This is a genomic window from Paenarthrobacter sp. NPDC089322 (assembly GCF_040684895.1).
Lineage (GTDB): Bacteria > Actinomycetota > Actinomycetes > Actinomycetales > Micrococcaceae > Arthrobacter.
Window position 1 is genome coordinate 42,790 of sequence record NZ_JBFBGW010000007.1, and the last position, 17,014, is coordinate 59,803.

Consider the following 17,014-nt stretch of genomic DNA (forward strand, 5'->3'; position numbering starts at 1 on the left):
GGACGTACATACTCTGGACGCGTCGCTGAGCGGCGGCGATGATGAGATCATGCGCGGCGCCGAGATAACCAACGGCAGTCTTCGGGCACCCCGCGTTGTGGAGGCGCATTGCCATGTCAGCGAAATCACGCCGCCCGGGCAATGCCCGTGCCGGTGACATCAAGCCGGACGACAAGTTCCTCGCCTGGTACTACGCCCATGTACCTACAGAGGAACTGAAGGGCTACAGCTCCGACATCCTGCGTGCCAGAGCGGCGCACCATCTTGACTTGGCATCCTGGCGCATGCCCGGACAGACCCTAGTCAACATTTCAAACGAACTCGACGTAAGCATTGTGTCAGTGGTGGCTGAAGAAATGCCGTACCTGCTGAACTCCATCAGGGCGGAACTCACGCTTGAAGATGCGTCCGTCCGGCTGCTCGTACATCCCACGTTCGAAGTAGTGCGCGACAGTCATACCAACGGACTCTTGGAGGTCATCCCCGGCCCACCAAGAGAAGGACTCTTGGACTTACCGATGCCCCACGGAATACGCGAGACGTGGGTCACGGCAGAAATCGGCAGGCTCGCAGACGCCGCAGCGATGAAGGATCTGACAGACCGACTGCATACGGTGTTGGAGGATGTGCGCATGGTGGCTGACGACGCCGCGGCCATCCACCGAAAATTCGCCGAGGCCGTGGCCTCGGTGGAGGAATCGTCCATAGCCGTTGTTCCGGCACGAGAGCAGTACCGTCAGTTGCTTCTTTGGTTGAAGGCCGGCAACTTCGTGCTGCTTGGATACACGGAATATGAGCTCACGACGGCGGGCGGCAAGCAGTTGCTGACAGAGCGGGGAGGTTCTTCGCTGGGTCTCTTGAGGCGGCCTGGGTTGGACGAAGTCACACCCGAGCGGGGACCTGCGCTACATGGCGGGCATCAGATACTGACTATTGTGGGCTCTGGTGCGCGGTCCACCGTCCTACGGGCAGCATTTCTGGACGAAGTGCGCCTACAGGCGTTAAACGAGAGCGGTAAGGTCATCGGGGAACGGAGGTTCGCGGGACTCTTCACGCCGGCGGCCGACCAGCAGTCAGTCCAGCGGATTCCGATCATCCGGGACAAAGTGCAGGCCGTTGTGGAACGGTTAGGGTTCAGGCCCCCGTCCCCCCAAATTGGGAAAGTGCTGGCCATCCTGGAATCATTTCCACGCGATGAGCTCTTTCGTCTTGAGGCGGACGAACTCGCCGTTCCAGCGGCCGAGATACTTCGTTCCGAGGTGCTCCAAGCGATGCGAGTGCTCCCCTGGCCCCGCTCTTCCGAGCAGTTCGTCTCAAGTCTGGTGCTGTTACCCCGCCATCACTACACCACAGCCGTGCGGCTACGTATGGAACAGAATTTAAAGCAGGCCATCAGGGCGAAATCCGTCCACGTCACGGTGATGCCGGCGCGGTCCCCCGTGGTCTGCGTGCTTTTCCGGGTGCACGTCAACGCCCCTGCGTTGGAAGCCACAGCGTCCGGGGCAACGGTCGTCGACTTTTCCGAACTCGAGAGGCACCTGACATCAGGTGTCCGCTCCTGGAAGGAAATGCTCGGCAATGCAATTCGCGATCATTTCCCTCCTGTAAAGGCCGCCCGGCTCTCTGAACGGTGGTTGGACGCGTTTCCACTAAGCTATAGCGCGGTTTACGGGACGGACATTGCCGTAAAGGACATTATCGCTTTTGAGACGTTGCATGTGGGCGGTACAGGCGGTGGACCCGTGGGTGATCCCCTGCTCAAGGTTTACAGAGCGACGGCCAGCGCTTCGCTCAAGCAGCAGGAGGATGCCCGGATCCGCCTTTATCTGACGGCGCCCAGAAGCCTTACCCAGATCCTGCCCTTACTGCACAACCTCGGTGTAGAGGTGCTGGAGGAACGACCCTTCGAACTTTTTCACGGCAGCGGACAGTCCGTGTATCTTTACGACCTCCGGGTGAAGTATCCGATGGGTGCTGATCCAGACGCCCGCAGCGGACTCCTCGCAGATGCTTTCGCCGCTGCCATGCGGGGGGATGCCGAATCCGACCAGATCGACGCGCTCGTTATTGGTCAGGGCGTGGACTGGCGGCAAGCGACAATCCTACGAAGCTACGCGAAGTACCTCCAGCAGTTGGGGACGACGAACTCCTATGGATTCATCGCGGACACACTTGTAGGCAACCCCCGGGCAACACACGCGCTCCTGGCCTTGTTCCACGCTAAGTTCGATCCCGGTTTGGACGACTCCCGCCGCTTCAGGAATGTTGCTGCGGCCAGGAAGGAGCTGCAGGCCGCGATTGACGAAGTCCCGGGGCTCGACGCTGACCGGCTCCTTCGTACGTTCATGGACCTGGTGGAAGCGACGCTGCGGACCAACTACTTCCTGAACAAGCCCCAACTGAGCGTCAAGCTGGATCCAACAGTGATTTCCCATGCCCCTGTGCCGCGACCGAAATACGAGATCTGGGTCTACTCACCACGCCTTGAGGGTGTTCATCTTCGCTTCGGAGACCTCGCCCGCGGGGGTCTGCGTTGGTCTGACCGGAGCGAGGATTTCCGCACCGAAATCCTGGGACTGGTCAAAGCACAGGAAGTGAAGAACTCGGTCATTGTCCCGGCAGGAGCCAAAGGAGGTTTCTATCCCAAGCGACTCACTGACCCCGCCTCGGACAGGCAGTCATGGTTGGAAGAGGGCTTGGAATGCTACCGGATTTTCATCCGGGGTCTGTTGGACCTCACGGACAATCTGGTCATCACGTCACGAGGAGAAAAGGTGGTCCCTCCTCAGGGTGTGGTGCGGCACGACAGCGACGACTATTACCTTGTTGTTGCAGCGGATAAGGGCACAGCGTCCTTTTCCGATGCCGCTAATGCCGTCGCGCAGGAGTATGGCTTCTGGCTGGGCGATGCCTTCGCTTCGGGCGGCTCGGTGGGCTATGACCACAAGCAGATGGGCATCACAGCGCGCGGCGCCTGGGAGTCAGTCAAGCACCACTTCAACGAGCTGGGAATGGACCCGCAAAGATCTGACTTCACAGCTGTGGGCATCGGAGACATGAGCGGGGACGTGTTCGGAAACGCAATGCTGCTCTCACCCCACATACGTCTGCTGGCTGCATTCGACCATCGCCACATTTTCCTCGACCCGTCCCCTGATGCTGGGGCGTCATTCGAAGAACGCCAGCGTCTATTTCGCCTACCCCGCTCGTCGTGGGCCGACTACAAACCGTCGCTGATCAGCCCGGGAGGGGGCGTCCATTCGCGGAGTGCCAAGGCAATAGGAATCACTGAGGAGGTCCGGACCTCGCTCGGCCTGGCGCCCGGAACTGCCCAGCTGCCGCCGCATGTCCTCATTCAAGCCATTCTCCGGGCCCCGGTTGATCTTCTCTACAACGGTGGCATCGGTACATATGTTAAGGCGGCCATTGAGAGCCACGCTGAAGTTGGTGACAAAGCCAACGATGCTTTGAGGGTTAACGGTACCGAACTGAGGGCGCGGATAGTGGCAGAGGGCGGGAACCTGGGAATCACCCAGCGTGGGCGGATAGACGCTGCCCTTGCCGGTGTCCTCCTCAACACCGATGCCATAGACAACTCAGCCGGTGTGGACTGCTCGGACCACGAAGTCAACATCAAGATCTTCGTTGACCGTGTGATCGCCTCAGGCAGGCTGCCCACCGCGGAACGGGCAGGCTTGCTCCAGTCCCTGACCAATGAGGTAGCCCGATTGGTTCTGGAAAACAACGTGAACCAGAACATCCTGCTTTTCAATGACCGGCACCTCGTAGTGGAGTTGAGCCCCGGCTTTGAACGGATGATGGATTGGCTTGAGGACGTTGCAGAGGTGGATCGCAACCTGGAGGGCCTTCCCAGCACGGAGGAACTCCACGAAAGGCTGCGCGCAGGGATTGGGCTCACCTCGCCGGAACTTTCTGTACTTGCGGCGCACGCAAAAATCGAGCTGGCCAAGGACCTCATTGCCAGCGACCTGGCGGACGATCCGTGGTTCAGGCGCGTGCTCCGCGACTACTTCCCCCGCCAGTTGTCGGAACGTTTTGAAGAGGCACTGGACGAACACCCCTTGCGTCGGCAAATTATCTGTACGGTCCTGGCCAACGACATGGTCAACCTTGGGGGAATCACTTTTGCCTTCCGCGTTATTGAGGAAACCAACGCCACCGCGGCGGCGGTCGCCAGGGCTTTCGTGGTGGTCCGTGAGGTGTACAACCTGCCGTGGATCACGCGTAGGTTGGCGGCACTTCCAGCAGACTTCCCCGGAGAGTACGCTGCAGAAGTTGCCCTGTACCTGCGCAGGGCCTTGGACCGCGCAACGCGCTGGTACGTGACGCACGAACACCGGGACCAGCCCGTTACCGTGGCTTTGGGCAGAATCGCTCCGACGTTTGAACTGCTCCTGACCAGGACCCGGGAGTTTCTGCGCGGCTCCGATCGTGACCACACGGAGGACAGGATTGCGCGCTGGAACGACGTAGGGATGCCGCGCGAATTGGTGAAGCGTGCGTCGGATCTGCTGGAGAGCTTCGGGCTGCTTGACATCTCGCTCCTGGCCGAACGGGTGGAAGAACCCCCCGCTATGATCGCCGATCTGTACTACGCGGTTTTCCACCGCATCGGTGCGTTGGGCCTGCTGCTGCGCATCACCGACCTCCCCAGGCAGAACCGCTGGGAAGCCTCGGCGCGTGCTGCCCTGCGTGACGACGTTTACTCCGCCGTGGCAGACATGACCCTTTCAGTCCTGCAGACCACCCCCGGTGCCAAGGGGGTAGCTGCCATGGAGCGCCTTGTTGAATGGGAGAGTGGCCACCAGGAGCAACTGCGTCGCATCAAGGACACTTTTGCGGAGGTCACCAAACCCGGGCAAGTGGACATCGATTCGATCTCCGTGGCCCTCAAGCTCCTGCGGACCCTGGTACGGCGGTGAGGGCTGGGTCAGCGCGACAGGAGCAGCGCTTCGCCTTGGCCTCCGCCGCCGCACAGGGCGACCGCTGCCTTGCCGGTGCCCCGACGTTGCAGCTCGTACGCTGCAGAGACCACCACCCGGGCACCGGAGGCGCCGATGGGATGGCCCAGGGCGATCGCTCCCCCGTTGATGTTCACCTTATCCATGGGGATCCCGAGCCGCTCGGCCGCATGAAGGGCTACTGAGGCAAACGCCTCGTTGATCTCCACAAAGTCCAGGTCTTCCACGTCCCACCCCGCCGTTCCAAGCGCCTTCGCGATGGCATGGGCAGGTTTGTCAGGCAGCGAGGTATCCGGGCCGGCCGTCTGTCCCGGAGCACCCAGCACTGCCATGATCTTGAGGCCGTGGGCTTCTGCATAGCTCCGCGTTGTGAGGACCACGGCGGCAGCGCCGTCATTGAGCGGCGAGGCGTTGCCGGCGGTCACCGTACCGGTCGGGGAAAACGCTGGCCTAAGCCTGCTCAGGGACTCTTCGCTGCTGTCCGGACGCACGCCTTCATCTGTATCTGCCAGCGCCGGGTCCCCCCGCCGCTGCGGCACTTTGACGGGAAAGATTTCCTCGTCGAATAGCCCTGCAACCTGAGCGGCCGCCGCCCGCCGGTGGGAATCGGCTGCTACCTTGTCCTGCTCGGCACGGGGAATTCCCAACGCGTCATTGACGCCATCCGTTGCCAGGCCCATGGCCTCGTGATCGAAAGCATCAGTCAGGCCGTCATGGGCGGCTGAGTCGATCAGCACGGTGTTTCCGTACAGAAGTCCGGCGCGCGACCCCGGCAGCAGGTGCGGGGCGTTGCTCATCGACTCCTGTCCGCCGGCGACCACGACGTCGGCTTCTCCAAGACGCAACAGGCGGCTGGCGTCAATAATGGCGCTCAGCCCGGACAGGCACACTTTGTTGACGGTGACGGCGTGCGCGCTCAGCGGAATCCCTCCAGCGACGGCTGCCTGACGTGCAGGATTCTGTCCCGCTCCGGCTTGCAGCACGTGTCCCATGATGACGGCGTCGACCACCTCGGGGTTGACGTTGGCCCTCTCGAGGGCAGCGGCGATCGCGGCACCACCGAGTTCGATTGCGGACAGCGGAGCGAGCTGACCCATCAGCCGTCCTTGTGGCGTACGGGCGGCCCCGACGATGACAACATCCGATGGGGGGTTCATTTTCTTCTCCCTGAGGGATCGGGGGTGGACGGGCCGAACTCGCAGGTTGGAACGACCCGGGTTGGGGGCGGGACTTCCGGCTGGCGGCCAGCACCTGGCCGGGCTACCGGACAGCGGAAACGGGAACTCGCATGCGGGGATGGAAAGCGGTGCCTGCCTCCCGATCCAGAAGCGGTGTCAGACCTCCGGTGTGAAAGGGGTAGTTTGCTCCTAGGATCATGCATAAATCGATCTCCTCGGGTCCTGCCACGATTGACTCTTCCAGCATCGCCGTAACTTCCTCGGCCAAGGCTGCCAGTACATTTGCCCGGACCTGACGGGGATCCATCGGCTGGGCAAGCGGCAGGAGGGCAGCAGCGGCTGGCGAGATCCCGCCGTCGTTGTCCAGGTAGCCCGGAAGCCCCGCAGCGACCACTGCCGTCAGGCTGCGACTCACGCCAAAGCGCACCGGATACGCCCGGTTCATCGCCTCGCAAATGTGCAGCTGTACTGACGGGCCGATGTACTGCAGAAGTTGCAGCGGGGTCATTGGCAGTCCAAGAGGTTCCAAGGCGTGGTCCACCACGTCCGGATCGCCGCCGTCGTCAATCAGTGAAAGCACTTCGCCCATGAGCCGCGTCAGCAGGCGGTTTACCACGAAGCCCGCAGTGTCCTTGACGAGCACACCGGTCTTTTGAAGTAGTCGTGCCAGCTCGAACGCAGTGGCCAGCGTAGCCTCGTCAGTGCGCGAACTACTGACGATCTCCACCAGCGGCAGCACGGCCACCGGGTTGAAGAAATGGAAGCCAATCAGTCGCTCGGGGTGGTTCAGGGCGGCACCCATGGCCTCAATGGACAGCGAGGAGGTGTTAGTCAACAGCAGCGCGTCCGGCCTTATGAGGGATTCGATTTCTGCAAACACGGCGCGCTTGAGATCAAGTTCCTCAAAAACAGCCTCAATGACCACATCGCTGTCCGCGAATACCGTCTTGTCCGTACCTCCGGTGATCAACGCGCGGACGGCATCGGCACCATCAGCCGTGAGGCGACCGCCCGTAACGAGACTGTCCAACTGGGCGCCGATCCAGACCAGCGCGGAATCAATGCGTTCCTGGGACAGGTCCGTGATTCGCACCGGCACACGCAACTTTTGCGCGAAGATGAGAGCCAACTGACTGGCCATCAGTCCAGCTCCGATGACGCCCACGGACCGAACCGGTAGGGTTTCCACGGCCGGCCGCCCTGTGGGTTTCTTTGCCATGGACTGTGTGAGCTGGAACGCATAAATGCTCGCGCGGGCCTCATCAGAGAGAAGCAGTTCACCGAACGCGCGGATCTCCGCCTCTTGTTTCATGGTGCCGCGCGGTGCCCGCGCTGCCGCGGCGATCAGCTCCAAGGCACGGTAGGGGGCGGGTGCAGCGCCGTGGAGACGTGCGTCGAGCTTCTTTCGGATTGTGTCCAGCGCTGAAAAACCGGCGACGGCGCCAGAAGGCTTCCGCTCTTTGCTTCGGTCCACGTGCGCTGTATCCGAATCCGTCCCGGAGAGGATGCCGACGGCGAAGTCCAGCGAGGCTTGCAGGAACCCATCCTCCGGGAGCCGGCGGTCGACCAAGCCCATCTCGGACGCAGCCTGCGATGAGAGCGTCCTGCCCGCAAGCGAGTCCGTCACCACAAGGCGAGCCGCAAGGTCCAGGCCAAGGAGGGCCATTGTTCGCGGAATACCGCCCCAGCCTGGGATCAGCCCGAGCCGGACCTCAGGAAAACCCAGAGCACGTGCGGAGTCAGCTACGGTGCGGTAGTCGGCATGCAACGCCAGTTCCAACCCGCCGCCCAACGCGACTCCATTGATGAAAGCGAACGTGGGCACAGAGAGCGTGGCCAGGCGGCCCAAGGCCGCGTGGCCTTGACGCGCGACGTCCTCGGCCTGGTCCAAGGTGGTGGCCTCTGTCATCACCTTGAGGTCTGCTCCGGCACAAAAAACCGGGCCGTGGCCGGTGACGGCAACTGCATCAACACCAGCAAGATCCAGGGAGCCCAGCGCAGCCTCGAACCCGGCCAACGATGCCGGGCACATGGTCACAGGATGTCGTCCGGAGTTTTCAAGGCTCAGAACTGCAAAGCGGAAACCGCCATGGTCCATGTAGGTGGTTGAGGTCGTCGTGACTGACTTCCCGGCCTGTGGGGCCGGGCTGTGGATATCAGATCCCATGGCTACGAGAAGCTCGGAATGCCGGTGATCGCACGGCCCATGATCAGGGTGTGTACCTCGTCGGTGCCCTCATAGGTTCGAACGCTCTCCAGATTGTTCGCATGCCGCAGCGGTGAATACTCAAGGGTGATCCCGTTTCCGCCCAGGATAGTGCGGGCGGTACGGCAGATCTCGATCGCCTGACGGACGTTGTTGAGCTTGCCAAAGGAGATCTGTTCGGGACGCAAGCGCCCGGCGTCCTTCAGTCGCCCTGTCTGCAGGGCAACGAGTGTTCCCTTCTGAATTTCCAGGACCATATCGACGAGCTTTTGCTGGATAAGCTGGAACGAGGCAATTGGCTTGTCGAACTGGGTACGCTCCTGCGCGTATGCCAGAACGGTCTGGTAGGCGTCACGAGCGGCGCCCATCGCGCCCCACATGATGCCGTACCTGGCTTCGTTGAGGCAGGAGAACGGACCGCTCAGCCCCACCACACCGGGCAATGCGGCGCTTTCCGGCAGATGAACGTTCTCAAGGGTGATGTCGCACTGGATGGACGCGCGCATCGACATCTTCCCCGATATCGGGATGGCAGAGAAGCCCGGCGTGTCAGTGGGGACGACGAAGCCGCGGATGCCGTCGTCGGTCTTTGCCCAGATGATCGCGACGTCGGCGATCGAGGCGAGGCCGATCCAGCGTTTCGCTCCGTTCAAGACCCAGCCCGACTTCTCCCGAACGGCGCGGGTGACCATACCAGCCGGGTCGCTTCCGGCAGTTGGCTCTGTAAGGCCAAAGCAACCGATCAGCTCCCCTGCAGCCATGCCCGGCAGCCACTGTTGCTTCTGCGCTTCGGAGCCGAACTTTGAGATGGCGCTCATGGCGAGCGATCCCTGCACGGACACAAAGGTACGAATGCCGGAGTCCCCGGCTTCAAGCTCCATTGCGGCGATCCCGTATTCGACCGCGCTGCGGCCCCCGCAATCGTAGCCGGCCAGATGCATTCCCAGGAGGCCGAGGCTCCCCATCTCCTTGACCAGATCCTGGGGGAAGACGGCGTCCTCGTACCAGGAACTGATGTTGGGTCGGATACGGTCATCGACGAACCGGCGGACCTGCGCTCGCAGGTCCAACTCCTGCTCCGTAAGCAGTGCGTCGATGTCGAGGTAGTCGGTGGAAAGATCGGTCACGAGTGTGCTCCCATTGGCTGGTGCTTGCTGTTGCTGTGGTGGTCTGGGTGTTTCGGTAGCTTCGTTGTGGGGGGTCCGTGAAGCCAAGCGGACACTTCGTCCGCATCCTGCCCCAGCCGTGGCGGCCGACGTGTGTACGAGACAGGCGTCTCGGACAAACTGATCGGATTGGCGGGCAGGCGGACGGCGTCGTTTCCGGCGCCGAGGGTGACGAGGGGGTTCAGTCCGAGGTCGTTGGCCATCGCGAACGCGTCGGCGATGTCATTGACCGGACCGCAGGGTACGCCGCAGGCGGACAGCGTGCGGTACCAGTGGCCCGCGGTCTGACCGATGGTCTGCGTACTGATCGCCCGGTCGAGTTCCTCGATGTGGGCCACACGCGCCGGGTTGGTCGCGAACAGGGGATCTTTCGCGAGCTCAGGGATTCCGAGTGTCGCGCACAGTTGAGCGAACTGCCGATCATTGCCAACCGCGATGACCACGGGCCGGTCCGACGCAGGGAACAGCTGGTACGGGGCGATCGAAGGGTGCCGGTTTCCAATGATGCCCGGAACCGAGCCTGCTGCGGTGTAGCCAACGCTCTGGTTGACCATGCTGGACAGTAACGTACTAAGCAAGTTGACTTCGACGAGTTGGCCGCGGCCAGTGGTCTCCCGGGCCCGCAGGGCCGCCAGCACGCCAACCGCGGCATGCAGCCCAGTCAGGACATCCACCAGGGCGACCCCCGCCTTCACCGGTTGCCCGGGGCCCGGACCGGTTACGCTCATCAGCCCGCCAACGGCCTGTACCAGCAGGTCGTAGCCCGGCAATGCCGCCGCGGCCTCACCCGCACCGAACCCCGTGATCGAGCAATACACGAGCCTCGGGTTGATCGCTGCAAGCTGGTCGTAGGACAAGCCATGCCGCGCCATGGTGCCCGGGCGGAAGTTCTCGATCAGCACGTCAGCCCGCCGGATTAGCTCCACCAGGTTTCGGTGGTCTGCCGGGTCCGACATGTCGGCTGTGAACGAGCGCTTGTTGCGGTTCACTGACAAGAAGTATGTCGCTTCATGATCATCAGTAAACGGCGGTCCCCACTGACGAGTGTCATCACCAAGGCCAGGGCGCTCGATCTTGATGACATCCGCGCCAAGGTCACCGAACAACATTGTTGCGTAGGGTGCTGCCAGCACCCGGCTGAAGTCGGCAACTACTATCCCAGTCAGCGCGCCGAAGGGCTGGTGTTGGGAGCCGGCGTCAGTCATCTGGTTCTCCATTCGGGTGAATCACAGGCTCAGTGGGTGGCCGCGCGCGGGGCGTTGTTGAACAGGGACGTCTGAACGATCAGCATGATCGCGGCCGCAGCCAACGGCAGTACGGTGACCTGAAGCAAGCCCGCGCCCTGCCAACCAAGGTGAGGCACCATTGCCGCGAACAGCAGGCCGGAAAAGGCGGCGGAGCCGTAATAGCAGGTGACAAACAGTCCGGCGGCGCGGCCTACCTGGTGCGGACGGACTGCCCGCTGGATCACGCTGTTTGTGTTGGGGAAGAAGACTCCGGTCCCGAACACGCCCATAAGGCAGGCGAAGACACATTGCCATGCGAATGATGCCTGCACTTGGTAGATGAGTACGCCGAGCACAGCCATCACCACGAGGGATACGATCAACAGTGTTCTCTGGTTGATCCGGTCACCGATCCAACCGCCGAGCAAGCCGGCCAAGCCGCCCAGTCCGACGAAGCTGAGCGCCAGTGCTGATTCCGCGGTGGACACTCCCAATTGGGTGGTCAGGAAGGTGGGGTACAAGCCCAGGAACCCGTATAAGGCGAGGGCCCCGCATCCGGAGGCAGCGGCGATAGCAAGGGAGTTACGGTTGTACGCCTTGGCGGGCATGTAATCGTACGAGCCCTCGGTTCCGGTGGTGCTGATGGCCTGTTCGGTGAATTTGCGGCTGACCGTGAACATCGCAACTACTGCCAGCAGCAGGCCAAGTAGTCCGAAGATAACGAACGGGGCCCGCCAGGTTCCGAATTGGCCCGCGAACATGATTCCGAGTGCCGGTCCGAAAGTTGCGCCCAGCCCGAAAGCAAAGCCCAGGATGCCCAAGGCAAGGCCGCGACGGTGATGGAAGAAGGCGCCAACAGCTGCGAACAGTGCTGCGGCTTGCATCCCCTCGCCCAGTCCGGAGATGATCCGGTACACCGCCATGTCTCCCCATGAAGTAGCAAGCGGCGTGGCCAGGGTCCCTAATGAGTAAATCGCGATGCTGACCAAGAGGACAGCCTTGCGCGAGAAACGCTCCACCAGGAAACCAGCGGGAATTCCGGCGACAGCCATTCCGAGGGTAAAAACGGTGGCGAGCAGTCCACCTGTTTGGAGATTGAACCCGTACTCTTTGGCGATCGTAGTCATCAGGGGCGCGAAAACCTGGCGATCCATTGCGTTGAGCATGAAGGTAACCGCCAGAACACCCAGCGATATGCCGGCAATGACGTTCGTGGCCATGCCCTCGGGGTTGTTCTTGACCCTGGATGGAGTAGGGCTGGCGGGGACGGCATCCATAGAGATGGCGTCCATCGGCTCAGGGTAGGTGGGCACTGCGTGCTTAAGGCTGGACCCTGGTGCGCCAGTGGCGCTGCCGGGACCGGAAGTATTTGGATGGGACATCGTTGTCTCCTTGTTTTGGGGCTTGCGTTCGTGGAGGTGTGTGCCTGCCCAAGGGCAGTCCACGAGATGCTGTGGGAGAGCCACCTCGTACGGCCCGCTAGTGGTTGGCCGTGGCGAAAGTGGGACTGGAAGATTCTGCGATGCGGGGTGATGCTAACGATAGCACCGTGCTCGGACGAGTCAAGGCCTCACCATGAAATCCCTGCCGCGACCGTGGCATTCGAGGGCTACCAAGGTCCGCCAATCCAAGCTAGAACCTACGGGCCCGCTAGTTCCTCCCTACCAACCCCCGGCGTTTTCTCTTGACGTGCTGGACCAGCGTGCTATCGTTAGCACCAACGTGATGGTCACGGCTACAGCCACGACCACCGCACGCAATGGCCCACAGAGAGAATTGCCAGGAGGAACCATGGTCACGACCAAGGATATCGCCGCGCACTTGCAACTATCGGTTTCCACGGTCGGCCGGGCGCTGGCCGACGATGGACGCATCAGCGAACAGACCAAAGTCCGTGTTCGCCAGGCTGCCTCGGAGCTGGGTTACGTCGGTAACCGTGCGGCCAGGATGATGCGTGGCGCCTCAAGCAACGTCGTCGGGCTTGTCATTCCGGACGTTCGCAACAGCTTCTACTCCACCATCGCCCACGAATTGTCCGCGATCATGGCCGGCGAGGAGTACCAGCTGATGCTCGCGGAAACGTTCGATGATCGCCTGATTGAGAGGCGACACCTACGCGAGTTGTCTGCCAGTCACGCCGCAGGAGTAGTGATTGCACCGACCCCCAGCCCACACGGGGACTCGGTCAACCTGCTACGCGGCATGCCGCACGTCCAGTTACTTCGCAGGCATGCATCCCTTGGCGGGCAGTGGTTTGGCCTCGACGACCAGCGGGCCTTACAGGATGCCACGGCGCACCTACTTGAACTCGGGCACACGCGGATAGCGTACATCGGCGCCTCGGAGGACCTGCCGACGGGCCGCGAACGCCTCGAGGGCTACAGCCAGGCGCTGATCGCTGAAGGCGTCTCACCGTCGTCTGACTTGGTCGAACTGGGCCCTCCGGCCTCACCGGAGCATGCCCAGGAGGCCCTCCGCCGGCTGCTGAACCGCCCGACCCCGCCGACAGCCGTTGTGCTGGGCTCCGTTCAACACACCGTTGGCGTACTGGACGCGGCCCTGGAAATGGGCGTCGAGGTGCCCCATGAGCTTTCCCTCGTCGGTTTCGGCGATCAAAGTGGGTTCTCCTGGTGGGGGCCTGGCCTCACTACCATCAGTCTCCCGATCGGAGACGTGGCCACCTCCTGTGGACTTTGGTTTATCCGCAGGCTCAATAACCCGCCAACCGGCAACGATCCCTATGAGTCCGTGTCGGCGGGCTGGCTGGTGGCCCGCGGCAGCACTGCCGCACCGCGGGCGGAAACGCGAAAGCGCTCCGCCTGACGTCGTGACACCTACAAGAGCTGCGCACTCTATGCGCACAAAGAACAGAGAGTGCTACCCCTAGCACCAATTGGAGAAATTATTATGCTGCCACCGGTCGACTTGCGCCCGCCGTTTAACATCAGCCGAACCAGCCATTTACGCCTTAATGTCGCCGACCTGGCCGAGAGCCGTAAATTCTACACCACGGTCCTTGGTCTGGTGGTTAGCGATGAGGACGAATCGACAGTCTACCTCCGCGGACTGGCCGAGGCATGTCACCACAGCCTCGTGCTGGAGCAGAGCCCCGACGGCGGCACCGCCCGTCGGATTGGATTCCGGGTCTTTTTCGATGAGGATCTGGACGAGGCATATCGTTATTTCCGCGAGCGCGGACTCCCGGCCGAGTGGGTGGAGATGCCGCATCAAGGCCGCACGCTTCACGTCTCCGACCCCATCGGCACGCCCTTGGAGTTGTGTGCAACCATGTCTACCCGGCCACGCTTGCACATCAACTTCGAGCAATACCAGGGCGCTCATGCTCAGCGGCTTGACCACTTTCAGCTACTCGTCCCCGACGTCTATGAACTGTGCGCTTTCTATGGCGAACTCGGATTCCGGAACTCGGAGTACTTGGAACATGGCGACGAGCTGATCGGCGCATTCATGTACCGAAAGGGAACCTGCTTGGACCTGGCCATCGTGCCCGGCGACGGACCAAGCCTTCACCACTTTGCCTATACCGTTTCCGAAAGCCACGACATCTTCACGGCCTGCGACTTCGCTGGAATCCTTGGCTACGGTGACGGGGTAGAACGCGGCCCGGGACGCCATGGACCTGGCGGCATGCTTTTCAGCTACCTTCGCGACCCTGATGGCCACCGCGTCGAAGTTTTCAACAGCCACTACCAGACCATCGACATCGAAACCGAACCTGTTCGATGGGACGCTACCTCGGTCAGCACCAACGCCCGGTGGGGACTGCCCGCCTTGGAAAAGTGGTACTTCGAAGCTTCGGCTTTCGTTGACGTCCCCTTGAAGTCCCCTGCCATTCCCCCATCCCCCATGACGCTGGAGAAGTTCCTGTCCAGCCCACAGCCTCGCTGATCCCCTACCCCGAACTGGAGTCCAACAAATTATGTCCCGAGTTCCTTCCCTCACCCGTGACCATGCCCTATCGATCGACCAGCAGCCGCTGTGGGACCGGCTTGAAGCCGAGCGCAAAGTTCCGACCGCGAACATCTTCCGCACGCTGGCGAATGCGCCCGTGCTTCTTGATGCCTTTCTTTCCTACGCCAACGCCCTGCGTGACGGTTCAAAGCTGAGCCCTAGGCTGCGCGAACTGGCGATATTGTCAGTGGGTCATGCCACCGGTTCAGAGTACGAAATCGCGCACCATCAGTCCCATGGGCGCAAAGCCGGCATCACAGACGAGCAGCTTGCAGCGGTTGCCACGGCGGAGGACTCCGGTCTCTTCAACGACGCCGAGCTCGCTGTCATTGCCCTTGCACGGGAGTCCACAACCCAGGTGCACGTATCCAGCTCGACGTGGGATGCCGCTGCTGCCCATCTGGACGACCAGCAAATGGTGGAGTTAACCCTGACCATTGCCTGGTATAACTCCGGTGTCCGCATCATGGGCCTGCTCCACATCGACCTGGAGGACAGCTACCGCAAGTAGCTTCCCGGCAAACGAACCCCCCAACCCCTACTCTTCCAAGGAGCCCGTCAATGACGATGATGCGCGCCGCACGACTGCACAAGATCGGCGAACCCATGTCGATCGACACCATAGAAGTACCAAAACCCCGCCCCACAGACGTTCTGGTGCGGGTCAAAGCCGTCGGCATCGTGCCGAATATGGCGAATGTCATCAACAGCTGGCCAACGTGGTTTCCACATCAGCCCATCCCGGCTTTCCCTGCAATATTCGGACTCGACCCCACCGGCGTCGTGGAGGAGGTCGGGGAATCGGTCATCAACGTCCAGCCCGGTGATCGTGTTTACGTGAGCCCGCTGCGCTCCTGCGGGAGTTGTTATGCCTGTTCCGCCGGCACGCCCAGCCGCTGCCGGTACTACACGCTCAACGGGTACTTCAGCACTTCCCGTGATGGCCAGCGGATTTTTGACCAGTACCCCTATGGCGGCTTCAGTGAATTCATGACCGCACCCCAACAGGCATTGGTGAAAATTCCGGACAATCTGCCGTTCGAATTGGCCGCCCGCTTCGGCTACATTGGCACGGCCTACGGAGCGCTCCGCCTCGCTGACGCGGGTCCCGGAACCGTTGCCTTGATAGACGGCATTACCGGAACGCTCGGTGTAGCCGCCACTGTGCTCTGCCTCAGCATGGGTGTGGCAAAGATCCTGGGCACCGGACGCAATCAGGAACTGCTGGAGAGGGTGAAGGCACTCTCTCCACGCAGGATCGAAGTTCTCACACTCGGCGAGCAGTCAACCGCGGAGTGGGCCAAGGAACAGACGCGCGGCGATGGAGCCCACTTCGTCATCAGCGCTCTCGGTGCCCGGGCCGATGCGGCAGCTATGGTCGATTCCATGAAGGGCGTCAGACGAGGCGGTCGCGTGGTGAACGTGGGTGGAGTCTCCGAGGAGGTTCCGGTGGACATGAAATGGCTCATGGACGAGCAGGTTCAAATCATCGGCTCGAATTGGTTTACCGCAGCCCAAGGCCAAGAGATGGCCGACATGATCGAAACGGGAACCCTGGATCTCTCCTACCTGGAGACGGAAGCGTTTCCGTTGTCGGAAGTCAACACCGCAATTTCCGGCCGGCTGAAGGACCCTCGCGGCGGCTTCAGCAACTACATCGTCCTCCCTTAGCAACCAAGCGATGCCGGTCGTCCCCAAGGACGACCGGCACCGCTCGTGAATCCCCCGCAGGAACTCAGGCGTCGACGCCGGTGAGCACGAATGCCACCGTCGCCGGCGCTTCCGTCTTGTTCCGCCATGCATGCCGCGCAGCGAGTTGGACAACAGTGTCACCGGGCGTGAGCCGGACCTGGAAGCCATCATCGAGCTCAAGCCACACCTCTCCGTCCAAGACGATTCCATAGTCGACGCTGCGTGTTCTGTGCATACCGTTGGGCTCAAACACATCGGCGAGATCAGGTGCGTACGTCTGCAACTCCTGCCCTGCCGCAAGGGGATCGAAGTCCGGACTCATCACCACGGAGTCAGGTGCGTAACGCACGATCACGAAGCTCGCCCCGCCCGGGCCGGGTACTACAGGACCGTGAATGTCCGTCGGCTCAGCTTCAGGCGGCTTCCCTGTGGAGGTACCGGGAGTGAACCAGATCCTGATCTGCGACTGCCCGGGCATGCTCTTGAAGTCGTGACTATGGGGCACAACCCCGTCCGAGATCACCACCGACCTTCCTTCGGAGTCGGCCCCCGTGACTACCCTGCGCACACTCATTGTGTTTCCTTTCATCAG

11 protein-coding genes are annotated in these 17,014 nt (G+C 61.9%); 5 read left to right on the forward strand and 6 right to left on the reverse strand.

Annotated elements, in window-relative coordinates:
- The first annotated feature begins 113 nt into the window (after positions 1–113).
- On the forward strand, positions 114–4,943 hold the full coding sequence (locus tag AB0N65_RS09510) for an NAD-glutamate dehydrogenase (RefSeq protein WP_364160468.1): 4,830 nt from the start codon (positions 114–116) through the stop codon (positions 4,941–4,943).
- Positions 4,944–4,951: 8 nt separating this feature from the next.
- Here the strand turns inward: AB0N65_RS09510 and AB0N65_RS09515 are convergent, their stop codons facing one another.
- The 5 genes from AB0N65_RS09515 to AB0N65_RS09535 all read right to left on the reverse strand — a co-directional run bounded on the left by AB0N65_RS09515 (position 4,952) and on the right by AB0N65_RS09535 (position 12,140).
- On the reverse strand, positions 4,952–6,139 hold the full coding sequence (locus AB0N65_RS09515; RefSeq protein ID WP_364160470.1) for an acetyl-CoA C-acetyltransferase: 1,188 nt from the start codon (positions 6,137–6,139) through the stop codon (positions 4,952–4,954).
- Between the two features lie 103 nt (positions 6,140–6,242).
- Positions 6,243–8,327: a 3-hydroxyacyl-CoA dehydrogenase NAD-binding domain-containing protein gene (locus AB0N65_RS09520; protein ID WP_364160472.1), complete on the reverse strand. Its 2,085-nt coding sequence runs from the start codon at positions 8,325–8,327 to the stop codon at positions 6,243–6,245.
- Positions 8,328–8,329: 2 nt separating this feature from the next.
- The gene (locus tag AB0N65_RS09525; protein WP_364160474.1) at positions 8,330–9,493 is read right to left on the reverse strand and encodes an acyl-CoA dehydrogenase family protein; all 1,164 of its coding nucleotides are present in this window, start codon (positions 9,491–9,493) and stop codon (positions 8,330–8,332) included.
- A complete protein-coding gene (locus AB0N65_RS09530; RefSeq protein WP_364160476.1) occupies positions 9,490–10,737 on the reverse strand; it encodes a CoA transferase in 1,248 nt (415 codons plus the stop codon). Before AB0N65_RS09530 ends, AB0N65_RS09525 begins: the two co-directional genes overlap by 4 nt.
- Positions 10,738–10,766: 29 nt before the next feature.
- Positions 10,767–12,140, reverse strand: a complete 1,374-nt coding sequence (locus AB0N65_RS09535; protein WP_364160478.1) for an MFS transporter — start codon at positions 12,138–12,140, stop codon at positions 10,767–10,769.
- A 409-nt stretch (positions 12,141–12,549) separates the two neighbouring features.
- On the opposite strand from AB0N65_RS09535, the gene AB0N65_RS09540 reads away from it, so the two are divergent.
- The 4 genes from AB0N65_RS09540 (at position 12,550) to AB0N65_RS09555 (ending at position 16,401) form a co-directional block, all read left to right on the forward strand.
- Complete coding sequence (locus tag AB0N65_RS09540) at positions 12,550–13,581, forward strand: LacI family DNA-binding transcriptional regulator (RefSeq protein WP_364160480.1); 1,032 nt, start codon at positions 12,550–12,552, stop codon at positions 13,579–13,581.
- 84 nt (positions 13,582–13,665) lie between these two features.
- Positions 13,666–14,667, forward strand: coding sequence for a VOC family protein (locus tag AB0N65_RS09545; protein WP_364160482.1), 1,002 nt, complete (start codon positions 13,666–13,668; stop codon positions 14,665–14,667).
- 31 nt (positions 14,668–14,698) lie between these two features.
- On the forward strand, positions 14,699–15,241 hold the full coding sequence (locus tag AB0N65_RS09550) for a carboxymuconolactone decarboxylase family protein (RefSeq protein WP_326336165.1): 543 nt from the start codon (positions 14,699–14,701) through the stop codon (positions 15,239–15,241).
- A gap of 50 nt (positions 15,242–15,291) precedes the next feature.
- On the forward strand, positions 15,292–16,401 hold the full coding sequence (locus AB0N65_RS09555) for an alcohol dehydrogenase catalytic domain-containing protein (RefSeq protein ID WP_364160484.1): 1,110 nt from the start codon (positions 15,292–15,294) through the stop codon (positions 16,399–16,401).
- A gap of 64 nt (positions 16,402–16,465) precedes the next feature.
- Here the strand turns inward: AB0N65_RS09555 and AB0N65_RS09560 are convergent, their stop codons facing one another.
- Positions 16,466–16,996: a cupin domain-containing protein gene (locus AB0N65_RS09560; protein ID WP_364160486.1), complete on the reverse strand. Its 531-nt coding sequence runs from the start codon at positions 16,994–16,996 to the stop codon at positions 16,466–16,468.
- Between the last annotated feature and the right edge of the window lie 18 nt (positions 16,997–17,014).

What these genes read in the sequence shown, in the direction of transcription:
- AB0N65_RS09510 (WP_364160468.1), top strand. Translation starts at nt 114, where the DNA reads ATGTCAGCGAAATCACGCCGCCCGGGCAATGCCCGTGCCGGTGACATC.
- AB0N65_RS09515 (WP_364160470.1), bottom strand. Translation starts at nt 6,139, where the DNA reads ATGAACCCCCCATCGGATGTTGTCATCGTCGGGGCCGCCCGTACGCCA.
- AB0N65_RS09520 (WP_364160472.1), bottom strand. Translation starts at nt 8,327, where the DNA reads ATGGGATCTGATATCCACAGCCCGGCCCCACAGGCCGGGAAGTCAGTC.
- AB0N65_RS09530 (WP_364160476.1), bottom strand. Translation starts at nt 10,737, where the DNA reads ATGACTGACGCCGGCTCCCAACACCAGCCCTTCGGCGCGCTGACTGGG.
- AB0N65_RS09535 (WP_364160478.1), bottom strand. Translation starts at nt 12,140, where the DNA reads ATGTCCCATCCAAATACTTCCGGTCCCGGCAGCGCCACTGGCGCACCA.
- AB0N65_RS09540 (WP_364160480.1), top strand. Translation starts at nt 12,550, where the DNA reads ATGGTCACGACCAAGGATATCGCCGCGCACTTGCAACTATCGGTTTCC.
- AB0N65_RS09545 (WP_364160482.1), top strand. Translation starts at nt 13,666, where the DNA reads ATGCTGCCACCGGTCGACTTGCGCCCGCCGTTTAACATCAGCCGAACC.
- AB0N65_RS09550 (WP_326336165.1), top strand. Translation starts at nt 14,699, where the DNA reads ATGTCCCGAGTTCCTTCCCTCACCCGTGACCATGCCCTATCGATCGAC.
- AB0N65_RS09555 (WP_364160484.1), top strand. Translation starts at nt 15,292, where the DNA reads ATGACGATGATGCGCGCCGCACGACTGCACAAGATCGGCGAACCCATG.
- AB0N65_RS09560 (WP_364160486.1), bottom strand. Translation starts at nt 16,996, where the DNA reads ATGAGTGTGCGCAGGGTAGTCACGGGGGCCGACTCCGAAGGAAGGTCG.